Genomic DNA, 16,140 nt, shown 5'->3' on the forward strand with positions numbered 1-16,140 from the left:
GACGCGGCGTCATCCCAGCATGAAGCTTCGAGGATCAACCCGACCGTGAGCGCCCCCGTGCAAGGCTCAGAACGCCGAGCTCGACACGCGGGCGGACGTCGCGGCAAACACCGCGGACGCGAGCCGGGAGACAGCTTCAGCCGCGGTTTCGCCGCCCTCGGCGAGCTCGCGCTCGCCGGCGTGCAGGTGTCGGCGCGCGCCATCGACCTCGCGACGGGCGCCGTGCTGTTCTCCGTCGACGACCACGTCGTCATGCCGACCGCGTCGATCGGCAAGGTGCTCCTGCTCGTCGAGGTGGCCGCGCGGCTCGAGTCCCGCGACACGAGCGCGTTGAGCCTCGTCGATCGTCTGCAGAGCGACGCCGTCGGCGAGGCGGGCATCTGGCAGCACCTCGTCGTGCCATCGCTTCCGCTCGCCGACCTTGCCGCTCTCGTCGGCGCGACGAGCGACAACCTGGCCACCAACGTGCTGCTGCGCCGGGTGGGCCTCGACGCGGTACGGATGCGCACCGAGCAGCTCGGTCTGCACCAGACGGCCATGCTCGACCTGGTGCGCGACCACCGCGGACCGGATGACGCTCCACAGCTCTCCGTCGGCAGCGCCAAGGAGCTCACCTGGCTGTTCGCGGCGCTCGCGAGAGGCGAGGCCGTGGACGCGAGCACGAGCAAGCGCGTCGTGGGCTGGCTCTCGCTCAACCACGACCTGTCGATGGTCGCGGGCGCGTTCGGTCTCGACCCGCTTGCGCATCGCGGACCCGACCACGGGCTGCTGCTGATGAACAAGACCGGGTCGGACACCGGGGTGCGCAGCGAGGTCGGTGTGCTGAGGGGACCGAGAGCGGGCGTCGCGTACGTGGTCTCGACCGCTTTCGACGACTCCGATCTGTCTGCGCGGCTCGGTGTGCTCGACGGCATGAGGGCCGTCGGACGCGACCTGCTCGAGTACGTGCACTGAGGATTCCTCGGCCGGCCCGAACGCGGCCGGATGCCGTCGAGATTGGCGGAATCTCGCCGAAGTCTGGCAGGCAGCGCATGTGGCGCATTTGTAAAGATTTGGCACAATGCGTGCCGATTGCGTTGCGGCACGTCTCATCACTCGTCTACGGTTCAGGACATTGCAACCGTGCAACGCGGGGTCCGACACGCCCCCTGCACAGGACCTGAAAGGCAACCTCCATGGCAACCAAGAGGATCATAGGAGCGCTGGCCGCGGCAGCAGCGATCGCGCTCCTGACCGCCGGCTGTGTGAATCAGTCGTCGACGGGAGGCTCGACGTCCAGCTCGAGCAAGATCGACCTGCCCGTTCAAACGTCGATCGACGTGCCGAAAGACGCGGTTCTGCCGGCCGGCGACGGCAAGGCCAAGTGCGACAGCGGCCTCACCCTCGCCTACATCGGCGCGGAGACCGGCCCCAACGCACAGCTCGGCATCAACATCTACAACGGCGTTCAGCTGGCCGTCGACCAGCACAACAAGGCCAACCCCGGCTGCCAGGTGCAGTTCAAGAAGTTCGACACCGAGGGCGACCCCGGCAAGGCCCCAGGCGTGGTCACGCAGGCCGTGAACGAGTCCGACATCATCGGTGTCGTCGGACTGCCGTTCTCCGGCGAGTCCAAGGCGACGGGCGGCATCTTCGAGCAGGCCGGACTCGTGCACATCACTGCATCGGCGACGAACCCCGGCCTGACTCAGAACGGATGGACGACCTTCTTCCGCGCCCTGGGCAATGACAACGTTCAGGGCCCCGCCGCCGCGAAGTTCGCGACCGGCAAGCTCGAGGCCAAGAAGGTCTACGTGGTTCAGGATGACTCCGACTACGGCATCGGCCTTTCCACCGCCGTGCAGAAGGCGCTGGGTTCGAAGCTCGCAGGCACCGACAAGGTGACGACCGGCCAGAAGGACTTCTCCGCTACGGTCAGCAAGATCATCAACGCGAAGCCGGATGCCGTGTACTACTCGGGCTACTACGCCGAGGGTGCTCCGTTCGACCAGCAGCTCGTGAACAAGGGCTACAAGGGCCTGTTCATCGGCCCCGACGGTGTGAAGGACGACCAGTTCATCAAGCTGGCCGGCAGCGCGTCCAACAACGCGTACTTCACCTGCCCCTGCCTCCCGGGTGAACTGATCAAGACGTTCTCCGACCAGTACCAGTCCGCCTTCAACGCCGCTCCCGGAACGTACTCGATCGAGGGTTACGACTCGGCGACGATCCTGCTCGCGGGCATCGACAAGGGCAACACCGACCGGGCCAAGCTCAAGGACTGGGTCAAGAGCTACGACGCGGACGGCCTGAGCAAGCACTACAAGTGGGATTCCACAGGTGAGCTCGCGCAGTCGACGGTGTACGGCTACAAGGTCGACAACGGCAAGATCGTGTCGGTCGGAAAGATCGGCTAGTCCAAGCGAGATATCGGGCCGCGCCGTGGGGCATCGCTCTACCTGCCCCGCGGCGCGGTCATGCTTGACCCGAACCAGCCGAAACCCGACGATGTGGTCGGGCCTCGGCATTGCACCGGAAGAACCACATGCTCGATACGCTCCTGAATCTGTCGGCGGCCCTGCCGGCATCCGTCCACGCCGACAACAGCTGGATCAACTTCGACGTCAACTCACTCGTACAGAACTTCTGGCCCGCCACGTTCGACGGACTCACGTTCGGCGCCATCTACGCGCTCGTCGCGTTGGGCTACACGCTCGTCTACGGCGTTCTGAACCTCATCAACTTCGCGCACTCCGAGGTCTTCATCATGGGGTGCTACGGCGTGGTGGCCACGCTGTCCACCCTGGGCTTCGGTCCCAACCCGCCGAACCTGTCCATCTGGGCCATCATCGGCAACCTGCTCTTGGCCATGATCGTCGGCATGGTGTTCTCGGTCGTCACCGCGTTCATCGTGGAACGCGTGGCCTACCGGCCGCTGCGGCGGCGCGGGGCATCCAGGCTCGCGTTCCTCATCACGGCCATCGGCGCATCCTTCGCCATCCAGTACCTGATCTTCCTGGTGCGCGGATCGAACGCGGAGCCAGCGGTGACGATGTTCATCCCGACGCCGATCTTCCAGGTGTTCGGCGCGATCATCGACAGCCAGCAGCTCACGATCATCATCGCCGCCATCGTCATGATGGTGGCGACAGATCAGTACATCCGGCGCTCCCGGGTCGGACGTGGCATCCGCGCCGTGGCGCAGGACCCCGACACGGCGACGCTCATGGGCGTGAACAAGGACCGCATCATCGTCACGACGTTCGTGATCGGCGGCATCCTGGCCGGTGCCGCAGCACTGTTCTACGTCATGAAGGTACCGAGCGGTGTCATCTACAACGGCGGATTCGTGCTGGGCATCAAGGCCTTCGCGGCCGCCGTGCTCGGTGGCATTGGCAACGTCCGCGGTGCCCTGCTCGGTGGTCTGCTGATCGGCATCATCGGCAACTACGGACAGCTGCTGCTCGGCGATTCGCAGTGGACCGACGTGGTCGCGTTCATCGTGCTCGTGCTGGTGCTGCTCGTGAGACCGTCCGGCCTGCTCGGGCAGTCCCTCGGAAGGAGCCGCGCATGAGCGCCATCGGAGGCGGCACCCCGATGCCGTCGGCACGCACGACCCAGAAGATCGACGCTGATGAGTCGTTCGGAGGCCGCAAGCGGTTCCTCGGCGGCTGGCGCAGGCGGTGGAACCGCATGGCGCGCTGGCAGCAGTGGCTCTTCCTCATCATCGTGGCGGCGGCGGTCTACTACCTGCCCGTCGCCAACCCGTGGCTGATCACGACCGAGCCGGGCAACGACTTCCCCATCTCGTGCTTCCAGATGGCCGTCTACGCGCTCGTGGCGGTCGGCCTGAACGTGGTGATCGGATTCGCCGGCCTGCTCGACCTCGGATACATCGCGTTCTTCGCGATCGGGTCGTACACCGCGGCGTTCTTCACGTCGCCGGACTCGTCCCTCATCCACATCCCGTACCTGTGGACGCTGCCGCTCGCCATCGGCATCGCCATGGTGTTCGGCGTGGCGCTCGGCCTTCCCACGCTGCGACTGCGCGGCGACTACCTGGCCATCGTGACGCTCGGGTTCGGCGAGATCATCCGCATTCTGGCCACGATCATCCCGGCGGCTCGCGGGCAGGTCGGGTTCCAGGAGGTCGGGCATCCGCCGGGGACGAACGCCGAAGGGCATCCGATCTTCTCGGCCTCCAACGGCACGCCGTGGTACTGGCTCGCCGTGACCGTGATCATCGTGATCCTGATCCTGGTGGGCAACCTCGAGCGCAGCCGCGTCGGCCGCTCCTGGATCGCTATCCGCGAAGACGAGGATGCCGCCGAGATCATGGGCGTTCCCACGTTCAAGTTCAAGCTGTGGGCGTTCGCGATCGGCGCGGGCATCGGCGGCCTCTCCGGAGCGCTGTTCGCCGGCCAGGTCAGCTTCGTGAACAACCAGAAGTTCGACGTCGCGACCTCGATCCTGTTCGTCGCCGCCGTCGTGCTCGGCGGGTCGGGCAACAAGGTGGGCGCCATCCTGGGTGGCGCGATCGTCGCCTACATCCCGCTCCGCTTCACGGCCATCGCCGACTGGAAGTACCTGATCTTCGGCGTGCTGCTGATCATCATGATGATCTTCCGTCCGCAGGGCCTGGTGGCCGCGAAGTCGCACCTTCTGACGTATTCGCGTCTGATCGGCGACAAGGTCAAGGAGCTGCAGGCGGTGCGCGGGGGATCCAGCCACGCGGCGGAGTCCGCGTCGGTCTGGCGCGCGCGACCGGCCGACGCGCCCGTCACGGGCGTCGTGCCGACAGATGCAAGGGACGGTGGTGACGAATGAGCGACATGAGCGACGACCCCCGCGACGAGCGCCCCGAGCGCATCCCCGTCGAGAACGACCCGAATCTGGGCGCCATCCCCGAGCCGGTCCCCAATGCGGGACCCGAGGACGCCGACCTGACGGACATCGGCCCCGACCCGTCGCCCGAGGCAGACGCCGACGTGCCCGATGCGGCAGAGCTCGCCGCGACCCTGGCCGAGGCCGGTGTCGACGAGGAGCTCGCCGAGGCGGCGGCATCCGAGCGCGACATCGCCGTGGCCGTCGGCGAGAAGATCGTGGAGGTGAAGGCCGTCACCGTCAAGTTCGGGGGCCTGACGGCGCTCGACGACGTGACGTTCCACATCAACAGGGGCGAGATCCTCGGACTGATCGGCCCGAACGGCGCGGGCAAGACCACGGCGTTCAACGCAATGACCGGTGTCTACAAGCCGACGAGCGGCGACGTGCTCATGGAGGGCACGTCGATCAAGGGCAAGAAGCAGCACAAGATCACGAGGGCCGGCCTCGCCCGCACGTTCCAGAACATCCGCCTCTTCGGCGAGATGACGGCGCTCGAGAACGTCGTGGTGGGGCTGGATGCCCGGCACCGCACGAGCGTTCCCGGCGCCCTCGTGCGCAGCCCGAGGCACTACCGCGAAGAGAAGTCGTCGATCGAGCGCGGCCTCGCCCTGCTCGAGTTCGTCGGAATCGCGGATGCCGCCGACACGCTGTCCCGGCACCTGCCGTACGGCAGCCAGCGCCGACTGGAGATCGCTCGCGCGCTCGCCACCGACCCGAAGGTGCTCTGCCTGGACGAGCCGGCGGCCGGCTTCAATCCTGCGGAGAAGGAACAGCTCATGGACCTGATCCGCACGATCAGGGCCGACGGCTACACCGTGCTGCTCATCGAGCACGACATGAAGCTGGTCATGGGTGTGTGCGACCGCATCGTCGTGCTGGAGTTCGGAAAGAAGATCGCGGACGGATCGCCCGCCGAGGTGCGCAACGACCCTCGCGTGATCTCCGCCTACCTGGGAGAGCCCGATGACGACGCTGCTTGAACTCGACGAGGTCGTGGTCGGCTACGGCCGCATCGAGGCGCTGCACGGACTGTCGTTCACGGTCGAGGAGGGCGAGATCGTCTCGCTCATCGGCGCGAACGGCGCGGGCAAGACCACGACCATGAAGTCGATCTCCGGGCTGCTGAACCTCACCAGGGGCTCGATCAAGTTCGACGGCCAGGACATCACGAAGACGAAGGCGCACATCCGCGTCGGCATGGGGATCTCGCAGGCGCCAGAGGGCCGCGGCATCTTCCCCGGGATGACGGTGCTCGAGAACCTCGACATGGGCACGTACGGGCGCAAGGACCGAACGGGCGTCAAAGAGGATCTGGAGCGCGTCTTCACACTCTTCCCTCGGCTGGAGGAACGCAAGACGCAGGTCGGCGGCACCATGTCGGGCGGCGAGCAGCAGATGCTCGCCATCGGCCGCGCGCTGATGGGCAGGCCGCGCCTGCTCCTGCTCGACGAGCCGTCGATGGGACTCGCGCCGCAGTTCATCAAGCAGATCTTCCGCATCATCACCGAGATCAACGAGCAGGGGACGACCATCCTGCTGGTCGAGCAGAACGCCAACCAGGCTCTCGCCCGCGCGCATCGCGCCTTCGTGCTGGAGACCGGCACGATCACGCACAGCGGGACGGGCAGGGAGCTGCTCACGAACCCGGCCATCAAGGAGGCGTACCTCGGCGTCGCCTGACGCCGCGGCCCACCGTGGGCTGAGCTCGTCGAAACCATGCGGTGTCCGACGGCGGGTTGAGCCTGTCGAAACCGGCCCGGCTGCCGACCGCGGGTTGAGCCTGTCGAAACCCGACGCGCTCACCCCGCGGCGACGCCGGCCGTCTCGAGCAGCTCGTCTTCTGCGTCGTAGTCGAACCAGGCATCCGCCCCGTAGCGGTGCACCAGGTGCGGAAAGAGCGTGCGCCACGACACCTGGCGTCTTCTGGCGCCCTGCACGACGTCGACGATCCACTCGATGTCTTCTCGCACGGCGTCGCGATACGGCTTGGGCGGCTCGAAGCCGAGCTCGTCCCGAGCGCGACGCGTGCTCAGCACCACGGGATGCGGCGTCGACCACGGCGTGCTCCCGACTCCGCGGGCGGGAGCCCCGTCGACCGGCACGAGCTCGATGCTGCGGCCCATCGCGTCGAACACGGCCGAAGCGATGTCGCTCACGGTCACATCGTCGTCGGCGACATTGAGCACGCGCTTCGCCGGCGACTGAGCACACAGTCTCGTGAGCTCGGCGATGGCGGCCGTCGAGGTCGGGCTGAACCTGCTCGCCCCGCCGTAGGCCAGCACGGCGTGCGTGCGGCGGTCGCGCACGCGTTTCACGAAGTACCACTCGCGCAGCGCCTCGCTGAACGGACCGTGCACGGCGCCCGGCCGCAGGATGCTCACCGGCAGCTCGTCGGCATCCAGAAGCTCGCGCTCCAGACGCGCCTTCAGTACGCCGTACGTGGGCGCGCCATCCGCGATGGTCGGCTGGGATTCGTCGATGGGGTCGGGGAAGACGGGGAAGGAATCCGCGCCCATCGCGGTGTCGAGGTTGCGGCCCTGGGCATCCTGATACACGCCTCCGGTGGAGATGACGACGACGGATCCCACCAGACCGGCCAGCTGCGCCAGCTGCTGGGCGTGCTTCGGTTCGAAGGCGACGGTGTCGAGCACCAGGTCGTGGCCTTCGGCCAGCGCCAGGAGCGCCTCGGTGTCGTCCCTGTCGAGACGCACCCTCGTGACATCCAGGTCGTGCAGGGCCGGGTCGCCTTCGTGGGCACCGCGGTGCGCGGCCATCACGGACCAGCCGTGCGCTGCCAGATGTCGCGCAGCAGCGGTTCCGATCTGTCCGGTCCCGCCGATGATGAAGGCCGCCCTGCCCCTGCCCGCCATGCGTCTACGCTATGCCGCGATCGGCGCCCTGTCGCCGTCGATCGGGGAATGCGTGGATGTCCCCGGCGCGTTCTGCGCGAACGCGTCCGTTCCCGCACCGGCAGCGCCGAGTCGTCCGTCACTGCCCAATCGGATCACTACGGCAATGCGGTCACCGCCGCTATCGGATCACTGCACTAACGGATCACTGCACTAACGGATCACTGGGGCGCCACCGGCGAGATGACTGTGAGCAGGTGCACCGCGTCGTTCTGGCACGCCGTGAGGTTGGCTGCCTGCACGAACACGGACTTCGTGGAGTGCGGCGGATACACGCGCAGGCCGTCTGCGACCAGGGGCTGGCACTGGCCCGAGTCGTAGTTGCCGGCCTGAGCGATGCGCAGCTTGGCGGCGACCGTGGATCCGGGTTGCAGCGTGTTCTGCACGATCGGCTGGGACTGATCCCAGTCGGCGGCCGCGCCCAGCTGGGTGCCGTTGCCCTTGCCCACGAAGGACACACCGGGGAACCCGTGCAGCTCGCAGGGCTTCGATGACGTGTTCTTGAACAGGATCGGCACGTAGGTGCTCCCCGCCGCACCGCTGAACGATCCGAGCGTGACCGACAACGCGTTCACGGAGCACGTCGCCGTGCCGCCGGACTGCGTGGGCGTCGGCGTGCTCGTCCTGGTCGGCGTGGGGCTGGGCGTGGTCGGTGTCGTGATCGGCGTCGCCGTGGGACTCACCTTGGTGCCGCGCGCGAAGACGAGCGAGGCGACCACCACGATGAGCACGACGACAACGGCCGCCAGCACGATGATGGCGATCGTGCGGCCCCTCATGCCACGGCGTTCCGGCCCCTCCGGACCACCGGCCGCACCTGCTCCTCCGCTCTCGCCGAACGGCTCGGGGAAACCCTGCTGATCGCTCATCCACCCATCGTGCACCGGAACGGGCTCTCAGCGGCGCAAGCGGACGCGAGTCAGCGCATACCTCGCCGTGTGTCGCGGGCCCGGGTGTCGCCGGTCCGCGTCGCGTCGGAGGCTACTTCGCGGCGGTCTGAGCCGCCTCGAACTCGTCGGCGAGCAGGCCGAAGATCGCCACGTCGTGCCACTCGCCGTCGACGTGATCGCGCTCGCGCAGGAGTGCCTCTCTCCGCATCCCGAGGATCTCGCACAGGCGCGCGGATGCCTCGTTCGCGGCGTCCAGCTCCGCGTACACCCGGTGGGCGCGGAGCTCGTGGAACGCCACGGCGAGCAGGGCCGTCGCGGCCTCCGTGGCGAAGCCACGGCCATGCACGGCGGGGTGGAAGACCCAGCCGATCTCGACCTGGGCGTCGCGCGTGCTCTTCACCGACAGGCTGATGTCGCCGATCACCCGGTGGTCGGTCGAGCCGTCGGTCGCGCACAGCTCGACGGCGAAGATGAGGCCGTCGCCGTCGCGCGCGAGACGCTCAAGGGCGATCCTCTTCTCGAGGTTCTCCGCCGGCTCGTCGTGGTCGTGCGCCTCCCAGCGCAGGTAACGCACCACGTCTTTGCGCTTCTGGTAGTTCTCGCTGCGATGCGCGAGATCGGCCTTCGTCAGCGGCCGCAGCCGCAGCCGCTCCGTCGCGATCTCGCGGGTTTCGAAGGGCAGCGCCAGCAAGCCGAAACCGGTCGTCGTCTCAGAAGTCATGTTGCTCCGTCCCTCGTGCACTGGGCCACCTCGGTGTGGCGCACTGCCGGCCGCGCAGTCGCGACGCCCGCCACGCGCCTCTGCGGTCGATCAGGATGCCCGGCCCTCGTCAGCAACGATACGCAGGCTTCGCGCCGCTTCCGAATCGAGCCCGAAGACGGCGTTCACGCCGGCGACGAACGCGTCGGCCTCGCCCTCCCTCGACAGCTCTCGGGCGCGCGAAGACGGCGTGTGCAGAAGCACTCCGACGAGATGACGCAGTGCGGCCTCGGTCTGCTCGCTGGAATCTCCGCGGCGCCTCGCCCGCTCGAGCTCCGCCTCGAGCACGCCGAACACGTGGGTGCGCAGCGCCACGAGCGCAGGCTCCGCCGCGCGCTCGTCGCCCTTCGCCGCGAACTCGGCCGCGGCATCCCCCACGATCGACCGAGCGCGCTCGGTCGCGGTGAAGTCCTCCAGCGGTGCGTGCAGGCCTATCGTCTCCAGATCGAGCAGCTCGGTTCCGGTCACCCACGCGACGTCGCGGTCGACGTTCCTGGGCAGTCCGAGGTCGATCACGAGGCGGTGCACGACGGCATCCGGAAGCAGGCTCGCCTGCTCCACCAGTCGCCTGTCGAGCAGCACGGTGGGAGCGACACTGCACGTGACCACGAGATCCGAGCTCGCGACCGCCTCGACGAGACCGTCGCGAGCGACCGCCTCGATATCGTGCTTCAAGGCGAATGCCTGGGCGCGACCCGTGCGCGACCACACCCGCACGTTCTCGGCGCCTCTGTCGCGAAGCGCCTTCAGGCTCGCAGCCGCGTAGTTGCCCGTCCCGACGAGCAGGATGCTCGCCGTCGACCAGTCCGCGATGCGGCTGGCCGCGAGCTCGAGCGCGAGCCGCACGATGGAGCGGCCAGCGGAGCCGACCTTGGTGCCGTTCTTGACCTCCCGGGAGACCCTGGATGCCGTCTGGAACAGCCGCTCGAGGTCGCTCGTCGCGCTGCGATGAGCCCTGGCGGACTCGAGTGCCCTGCGCACCTGGCCAGCGATCTCGCCTTCCCCGACCACGAGCGACTCCAGACCGCTCGCCACCGAGAACAGGTGGTCGGCGACGGCGTGGTCGTGCACGACGGCCGTCGAGGCCCGCAGTTCGTGGGGGGCGACGCCCGTGGCGTCGCTCACGATGGCGAGAGCGAGGTCGGCGGCATCCGCGCGGGCGGCATCCGTCACGTCGAGGTAGGCCTCGAAACGGTTGCAGGTGGCCAGCACGACGGACCCCGCGAAGGCATCCGTGCGCGCTCGCAGTGCCGCGTCGACGTCACCCGCGCGCCGTTCGAGCCGCTCGAGCAGTTCGAAGTCGGCCGTGCGGTGGCTCGCGGTGAAGCAGAGAAGCACGCGTTCGATGGTACGCCGCTGTGTCTGTGCGTCTGCGCCGCGCCGTTGCGGTGACCCGGCGCGGGCGGGCGTTCAGCCCCGGGTGGGACAATCGAGCGCGTGACATCACCCGAACCGGCAGCGCCGCTCGCCCCCGCCCAGCACCGAACGGAGCGCGGGCAGGGCCTCGCATCCGAGCATCCGCTTGTCGCGGGCCTCACCTCGAGGTCGCCACTGATCACGGCGTATTCCGGCACGCGCCCCGCCGCACTGCCGGTCTGGTTCATGCGCCAGGCCGGTCGATCGCTGCCCGAGTACCGCGACCTGCGCATCGGAACGAGCATGCTGGATGCCTGCCTCGACCCCGCGCTCGCGAGCGAGATCACGCTGCAGCCCGTGCGCAGGCACCGCGTGGATGCCGCGATCTTCTTCAGCGACATCGTCGTTCCGTTGAAGCTCGCCGGAGTCGACATCGACATCGTGCCGGGCAAGGGCCCCGTGCTCGGCGCCCCCGTTCGCACGGCAGCGGAGGTCGCCGCGCTGCCGACGTTGGATCCGGATGCGCTCGCGCCGGTCGCCGAGGGCGTGCGGCAGACGGTGGCCGGCCTCGCCGAGCTGGGGCATGTGCCTCTGATCGGTTTCGCCGGCGCTCCCTTCACGCTCGCGGCGTACCTCGTCGAGGGCGGTCCGTCGAAGGACCACATCAGGGCGCGCACGCTCATGCACGCCGACCCGGATGCCTGGCACGCCCTGATGCACTGGGCCGCCGACATCACCGGGACGTTCCTGCGGGCACAGGTGCTCGCGGGTGCGAGCGCCGCCCAGCTGTTCGACTCGTGGGCCGGCGCGCTCTCTCTTGAGGACTACACGCGGCACGTCGCCCCGGCATCCACGAGGGCGCTCTCCTACGTGCGCGACCTCGCCTACCCGGTTCCCGAAGAGACCGACACGGTGTCCGCGACGCCTGCGCTGCGGAACGTGCCGATCGTGCACTTCGGCGTGGGGACGAGCGAGCTCCTGAAGGCCATGTACGACGTCGGCACCGACGTGGTGGGCGTCGACTACCGGGTGCCGCTCGACGAGGCGAGCAGACGGCTGGGGAACATCGTTCCGCTCCAGGGCAACATCGATCCCGCATACCTCGGCGCCCCGTGGCCGGTCATCGAGGCGCACGTGCGCGACGTGATCGAGCGAGGTCGCAGCGCGCCGTCGCACGTCGTGAACCTGGGCCACGGTGTCCCGCCGGACACCGATCCCACGGTGCTGACCCGCATCGTGGAATTCGTGCACGGAGTGCGCGAATGAGCCTGAGCGAGGCGGAGCGCAAGGCGTTCCGGCGCGCCATCGCCGACGAACCGACGCGTGTGGTCGTGATCGGAGGCGGTGCCGCGGGCCTCGTCGCTGCGCGCGAGCTCGCCAGGCCGGGGTTCGACGTCACGGTGATCGAGGCACGCGAGCACTTGGGCGGGAGCGTCGCCCGGCACGAGGTGGCGGGCATCCAGCTGGATGCCGGTGCGGAGAGCTTCGCCACGCGCGGCGGACACGTCGCCGCGCTGCTCGACGAGCTGGGTCTCGGCGACGACGTCGTGACACCGCTCGCGGCCGGTGCCTGGCTGCAGCTGCCCGGGCGGGCGGTGCCGACTCCCAAGGCGGGACTGCTCGGCATCCCGAGCTCACCGCTGGCCACCGACGTCATCGCCGCGATCGGCTGGGGCGGGGCGTTCCGCGCATACCTGGACCGTCTGATGCCCGTGCTGAAGATCGGGGACGAGCGCAACCTCGGACGCCTCGTGCGTCGCCGCATGGGCGCCGCCGTGCTGGACAACCTCGTGGCGCCCGTGACCACCGGCGTGTACTCCGCGTCACCGTACGACCTCGACGTCGCCGTGGCGGCGCCGGGGCTCAGCAGGGCGATCACGCGCACCGGCTCGCTCTCCGGCGGCGTTGCCGATCTGCGAGCCTCGGCGAAGCCCGGGTCCGCCGTCGGTGGACTGATCGGCGGCATGGCCAGGCTGATCGACGTGCTGGCATCGGATGCGACGACGCGCGGCGCTGGCATCCGCACCGGAGCGCGCGTCGTCGCTCTGGTCGATGCCGAGCGCGCTTCGGCCGAGCCCGATGCCACCCGCGCGCTGGCGACCTCCGTCGACGAGGTGTTCGACGATGGGCAGCACGCGCGCGCGAACGGCGATGGTGGCGCGGGCGCCCGAGACGCGGCCGGAGCCCGGGGCACAGCTGGAGTGCGGGGCGAGCGCGCCGACGGGCATCCGAAGGCCGAGCGTCCGGGACGCTGGCGAGTGATGCTCGACGACGGCGAGGCGATCGAGGCGGATGCCGTGCTGCTGGCCGCGCCGGCCGAGACGGCGTTGCCATTGCTGGCGCAGGCATCCGAGAGTCTCTCGACGGTGCAGGAGCTCGGCTGGCCCGAGTCGTCCGACGTCGACATCGTGACCATCGTCGTCGACGACGAGCGCCTCGACGCGGCGCCTCGCGGCACCGGGATGCTGGTGGCCGAAACCGTGCCTCAGACCGAGGTGGCGGCGAAGGCGTTGACACACGTGACCGCGAAGTGGGAGTGGGTGGCGCGGCAGCTTCCCGCTGGCAGACACGTGCTCCGGCTCTCGTACGGCAGGGCCGGTGCGCCCAGTCCACTGGCCGGAGCGAGCGACGCGGAGATCCGCTTGCGCGTCATCGCCGACGCGTCAACCCTCTTGAATATTCCGATAGCGGAATCTAGTGTCGTCGGATTGGATGTGGTGCGCTGGACCAACGTCCCGCCCGTTGCCGCACAAGGGCAGCGGGAGCGCATCGAACGCGTGCGCGACGGGGTCCAGAAGGTGGAAGGACTCGAAGTGACCGGCTCCTGGCTGGCAGGAACCGGGCTCGCTTCCGTCGTGCCGGATGCCGGCAAGGCGGCAGAACGCATCCGCGCACTACGCTGGAACACGCTGACCGACAAGGAATGACACTGCGGTCGAACGCTGCAGGGGCGGGGGCACGATGAAAGGCAAGGTTCTCTTCGTCGTCGGACTCGGGGCTGGGTATGTACTCGGCACCCGTGCAGGACGACAGAGGTACGAGCAGATCAAGTCCGCCTGGCTGAAGGTGTGGGACTCGCCTGCCGTGCAGAAGCAGGTGCACACCGTGCAGGACTTCACCGCCGATCGCATCGGCGACCTCGGCGGCATGGTCACCGAAAACATCAAGCGAGCCGTGACCAAGTCGAAGGGCTCCGCGAGCCCGTCCGCGGCGAACGAAGCTGACAAAGCGGACGCGGGGAGCTCCACCTCGGCATCCGGTCGTTCGCGGTCGAGTGGCTCGGGCGCGTCCGCCGGCGGAGCGAAGTCGAACGGCTCGCGCCGTTCCGCGGGATCGGGCGGGCAGGCGTCCTGATGTCCGACAGCACTCGGACCTCGAGTACGCGTGCGTCGGGCGGCGCTGCGCCCCTCACACCGAGCGTGCGCGACAAGCGCTCCTTGCTCCAGCTTCTGCGCGACCTGCCTGGGCTCGTCGTGGCGCTGCTCAAGGCCGAGCTCTCGCAGCTCAAGGCCGAGCTGGTGCGCAAGGCGATCAACCTCGGCCTCGGCATCGGCATGTTCGTGGTGGCCGGTGCGCTGCTGTTCTTCATGCTCGGCACGCTCGTGGCGGCGGCCGTGCTCGGTATCGCCGTCGTGCTTCCCGGATGGCTGGCGGCGCTGATCGTGGCGGCCGGACTGCTCGTGCTGGCCGGCATCATCGGGTTCGTGGGTCTCACGGTGTTGAAGCGCGGCATGCCGCCGGCGCCGACCGAGACAATCGCGAGCGTGAAGCAGGACGTCAACGCGGTGAAGGGGTTGGGCGACTATGACCACTGAGTCGAGCGGCAACGTCTCTCCGGGTGCACGCCGAGACGCCGAGAGGGGCAAGGAGGAGTCGAACCCCGCGGCCGACGTTGCTGCGGCCCGAGCGGAGCTCGCCGCCACTCTGGATGCGCTGCAGGACAAGCTGAACCTGCCCAAGCGCATCCGCACAGCAGCGCGCGAAAACCCCGCAGGCCTCGCCGCTGTGGCTGGCGTCGCCGCAGCCGCGCTCACCGGAGTCGTATGGCTGGTGGTGCGGTCCTTCCGCGCAAGGTAGCCCCCGCTCGCTCTCCTTTCCCCTCCCGTACGACTCGGGCGGGGTTCAAGGCTTTGGGGTCACCCCCAAAGCGCCCCCAACCCGGCCCCTACAACTGATGCCCGAGCTTGTACTCCCCTTGCTTCCACTGGGGCATCGACTCCTCCCCGTCGCTTTCGCGGGTGTACGAGAAGCCGTCCGCGCCGATCGTGACGCTCAGCTCCGACGCTTCGGTGCGCGCGACGACGGGTTGGGGGATGCCGTCGAGGTCGAGCACGAGCGAGGCATCCGTGTACCACGACGGCACCACCGGGTTGCCCCACCAGTCGCGTCGCTGGTTGTCGTGCACGTCCCACGTGACGACGGGGTTGTCGGGGTCGCCCGTGTAGTAGTCCTGCGTGTAGATCTCCACGCGATGGCCGTCAGGGTCGCGCAGGTAGAGGTAGAACGCGTTCGAGACGCCGTGCCTGCCGGGGCCGCGTTCGATGGCATCCGACCGGCGCAGAGCACCGAGCTTGTCGCAGATGGCGAGGATGTTGTGCTTCTCGTGCGTCGAGAACGCCATGTGATGCATCCGGGGGCCGTCGCCGCCCGTCATGGCCGTGTCGTGCACGGTGGGTTTGCGGCGCATCCATGCGGCGTAGACGACGCCCTGCTCGTCTTGGATGTCTTCGGTCACGCGGAAGCCGAGATCCTGCATGAACTTCGTGGCACGGGGCACGTCGGGTGTGACCTGGTTGAAGTGGTCGAGGCGCACGAGCGCCCCCGGCGTGTAGAGGTCGTAGCGCCACGCGAGGCGCTCGACGTGCTGCACGTCGTGGAAGAACTCGTACGGGAAGCCGAGCGGATCCACGACTCGCACCGAGTCGCCCACTCCCTTCGTGAAGCCGTCTGCACGCCGTTCGACGCGGCATCCGAGTTCGGTGTAGAACGCCACGGCCTTGTCGAGGTCGTCTGGGGTGCGCACCCGGTACGAGAACGCCGCGACGGCAGGCACGTCGCCCTGGCGCAGCACCAGGTTGTGGTGGATGAACTCCTCGAGTGAGCGCAGATAGACGCAGCTCTCGTCCTCCTCCGTCACGGTGAGCCCGAGCACGTCGACGTAGAAGTCGCGAGAGCGTTGCAGGTCGGAGACGACGAGTTCCATGTAGGCGCAGCGCAGGATGTCCGGTGCCGGAACCGACGGGGTGGGCACCGGATCGTCGCACTCGATCGGTGCCTCTTGCGAGACGTAGAAGCCCGAGGAGGTCAGCGTCATGTCTTTGCGGTCGGTCATGTCAGCGTCCTTGCTTGACGGGCGGTG

The 16,140-nt window shown here is 68.5% G+C and carries 16 protein-coding genes; 11 read left to right on the forward strand and 5 right to left on the reverse strand.

All coding sequences use genetic code 11. The features are described 5' to 3' along the window. Positions 1 to 45: 45 nt before the first annotated feature. From VHB92_RS02690 to VHB92_RS02715, 6 genes are all read left to right on the forward strand, one after another. The gene (locus VHB92_RS02690; RefSeq protein WP_325451105.1) at positions 46 to 954 is read left to right on the forward strand and encodes a serine hydrolase; all 909 of its coding nucleotides are present in this window, start codon (positions 46 to 48) and stop codon (positions 952 to 954) included. A 221-nt stretch (positions 955 to 1,175) separates the two neighbouring features. Beyond that, positions 1,176 to 2,396: a branched-chain amino acid ABC transporter substrate-binding protein gene (locus VHB92_RS02695; protein WP_325451107.1), complete on the forward strand. Its 1,221-nt coding sequence runs from the start codon at positions 1,176 to 1,178 to the stop codon at positions 2,394 to 2,396. A 128-nt stretch (positions 2,397 to 2,524) separates the two neighbouring features. Further along, positions 2,525 to 3,553, forward strand: coding sequence for a branched-chain amino acid ABC transporter permease (locus tag VHB92_RS02700; RefSeq protein WP_325451109.1), 1,029 nt, complete (start codon positions 2,525 to 2,527; stop codon positions 3,551 to 3,553). After that, positions 3,550 to 4,806, forward strand: coding sequence for a branched-chain amino acid ABC transporter permease (locus VHB92_RS02705; protein WP_325451111.1), 1,257 nt, complete (start codon positions 3,550 to 3,552; stop codon positions 4,804 to 4,806). The genes VHB92_RS02700 and VHB92_RS02705 overlap by 4 nt, the downstream gene beginning before the upstream one ends. A gap of 5 nt (positions 4,807 to 4,811) precedes the next feature. Next, positions 4,812 to 5,846, forward strand: coding sequence for an ABC transporter ATP-binding protein (locus VHB92_RS02710; protein ID WP_325451113.1), 1,035 nt, complete (start codon positions 4,812 to 4,814; stop codon positions 5,844 to 5,846). Further along, entirely contained in the window at positions 5,839 to 6,546 is a 708-nt protein-coding gene (locus tag VHB92_RS02715; protein ID WP_414653055.1) for an ABC transporter ATP-binding protein, read from the forward strand. The genes VHB92_RS02710 and VHB92_RS02715 overlap by 8 nt, the downstream gene beginning before the upstream one ends. Before the next feature lie 119 nt (positions 6,547 to 6,665). On the opposite strand, the gene VHB92_RS02720 is transcribed toward VHB92_RS02715, so the two are convergent. From VHB92_RS02720 to VHB92_RS02735, 4 genes are all read right to left on the reverse strand, one after another. After that, positions 6,666 to 7,736: an NAD-dependent epimerase/dehydratase family protein gene (locus VHB92_RS02720; RefSeq protein WP_325451117.1), complete on the reverse strand. Its 1,071-nt coding sequence runs from the start codon at positions 7,734 to 7,736 to the stop codon at positions 6,666 to 6,668. Between the two features lie 200 nt (positions 7,737 to 7,936). Beyond that, positions 7,937 to 8,644 carry a DUF4232 domain-containing protein gene (locus tag VHB92_RS02725; RefSeq protein ID WP_325451119.1) on the reverse strand — a complete coding sequence of 236 codons (708 nt, stop codon included), beginning with the start codon at positions 8,642 to 8,644 and terminating at the stop codon, positions 7,937 to 7,939. A 112-nt stretch (positions 8,645 to 8,756) separates the two neighbouring features. Then, entirely contained in the window at positions 8,757 to 9,386 is a 630-nt protein-coding gene (locus tag VHB92_RS02730; RefSeq protein ID WP_325451121.1) for a GNAT family protein, read from the reverse strand. 90 nt (positions 9,387 to 9,476) lie between these two features. Beyond that, positions 9,477 to 10,763: a glutamyl-tRNA reductase gene (locus VHB92_RS02735; protein WP_325451123.1), complete on the reverse strand. Its 1,287-nt coding sequence runs from the start codon at positions 10,761 to 10,763 to the stop codon at positions 9,477 to 9,479. Between the two features lie 99 nt (positions 10,764 to 10,862). Between VHB92_RS02735 and hemE the strand changes: the two genes are divergently transcribed. From hemE to VHB92_RS02760, 5 genes are read left to right on the forward strand one after another with little or no spacing between them, the layout of a single operon-like run. Beyond that, on the forward strand, positions 10,863 to 12,047 hold the full coding sequence (gene hemE / locus VHB92_RS02740) for a uroporphyrinogen decarboxylase (protein ID WP_414653050.1): 1,185 nt from the start codon (positions 10,863 to 10,865) through the stop codon (positions 12,045 to 12,047). Further along, on the forward strand, positions 12,044 to 13,708 hold the full coding sequence (locus tag VHB92_RS02745) for a protoporphyrinogen/coproporphyrinogen oxidase (RefSeq protein ID WP_325451125.1): 1,665 nt from the start codon (positions 12,044 to 12,046) through the stop codon (positions 13,706 to 13,708). Before hemE ends, VHB92_RS02745 begins: the two co-directional genes overlap by 4 nt. Positions 13,709 to 13,742: 34 nt before the next feature. After that, a complete protein-coding gene (locus VHB92_RS02750; protein WP_325451127.1) occupies positions 13,743 to 14,135 on the forward strand; it encodes a YtxH domain-containing protein in 393 nt (130 codons plus the stop codon). Further along, on the forward strand, positions 14,135 to 14,596 hold the full coding sequence (locus VHB92_RS02755; protein ID WP_325451130.1) for a phage holin family protein: 462 nt from the start codon (positions 14,135 to 14,137) through the stop codon (positions 14,594 to 14,596). Before VHB92_RS02750 ends, VHB92_RS02755 begins: the two co-directional genes overlap by 1 nt. Then, on the forward strand, positions 14,586 to 14,858 hold the full coding sequence (locus VHB92_RS02760; RefSeq protein WP_325451132.1) for a DUF3618 domain-containing protein: 273 nt from the start codon (positions 14,586 to 14,588) through the stop codon (positions 14,856 to 14,858). The genes VHB92_RS02755 and VHB92_RS02760 overlap by 11 nt, the downstream gene beginning before the upstream one ends. Before the next feature lie 88 nt (positions 14,859 to 14,946). On the opposite strand, the gene hpaD is transcribed toward VHB92_RS02760, so the two are convergent. Continuing rightward, complete coding sequence (gene hpaD, locus VHB92_RS02765; RefSeq protein ID WP_325451134.1) at positions 14,947 to 16,113, reverse strand: 3,4-dihydroxyphenylacetate 2,3-dioxygenase; 1,167 nt, start codon at positions 16,111 to 16,113, stop codon at positions 14,947 to 14,949. Positions 16,114 to 16,140: the final 27 nt, after the last annotated feature.

This window comes from Humibacter sp. (assembly GCF_035547335.1).
Taxonomy (GTDB): Bacteria; Actinomycetota; Actinomycetes; order Actinomycetales; family Microbacteriaceae; genus Humibacter.

Bases quoted from the DNA above. Each gene is read 5' to 3' on its own strand.
- VHB92_RS02695 (WP_325451107.1), top strand. From the start codon at position 1,176: ATGGCAACCAAGAGGATCATAGGAGCGCTGGCCGCGGCAGCAGCGATC.
- VHB92_RS02700 (WP_325451109.1), top strand. From the start codon at position 2,525: ATGCTCGATACGCTCCTGAATCTGTCGGCGGCCCTGCCGGCATCCGTC.
- VHB92_RS02705 (WP_325451111.1), top strand. From the start codon at position 3,550: ATGAGCGCCATCGGAGGCGGCACCCCGATGCCGTCGGCACGCACGACC.
- VHB92_RS02710 (WP_325451113.1), top strand. From the start codon at position 4,812: ATGAGCGACGACCCCCGCGACGAGCGCCCCGAGCGCATCCCCGTCGAG.
- VHB92_RS02720 (WP_325451117.1), bottom strand. From the start codon at position 7,736: ATGGCGGGCAGGGGCAGGGCGGCCTTCATCATCGGCGGGACCGGACAG.
- VHB92_RS02725 (WP_325451119.1), bottom strand. From the start codon at position 8,644: ATGAGCGATCAGCAGGGTTTCCCCGAGCCGTTCGGCGAGAGCGGAGGA.
- VHB92_RS02730 (WP_325451121.1), bottom strand. From the start codon at position 9,386: ATGACTTCTGAGACGACGACCGGTTTCGGCTTGCTGGCGCTGCCCTTC.
- VHB92_RS02745 (WP_325451125.1), top strand. From the start codon at position 12,044: ATGAGCCTGAGCGAGGCGGAGCGCAAGGCGTTCCGGCGCGCCATCGCC.
- VHB92_RS02750 (WP_325451127.1), top strand. From the start codon at position 13,743: ATGAAAGGCAAGGTTCTCTTCGTCGTCGGACTCGGGGCTGGGTATGTA.
- VHB92_RS02755 (WP_325451130.1), top strand. From the start codon at position 14,135: ATGTCCGACAGCACTCGGACCTCGAGTACGCGTGCGTCGGGCGGCGCT.
- VHB92_RS02760 (WP_325451132.1), top strand. From the start codon at position 14,586: ATGACCACTGAGTCGAGCGGCAACGTCTCTCCGGGTGCACGCCGAGAC.
- hpaD (WP_325451134.1), bottom strand. From the start codon at position 16,113: ATGACCGACCGCAAAGACATGACGCTGACCTCCTCGGGCTTCTACGTC.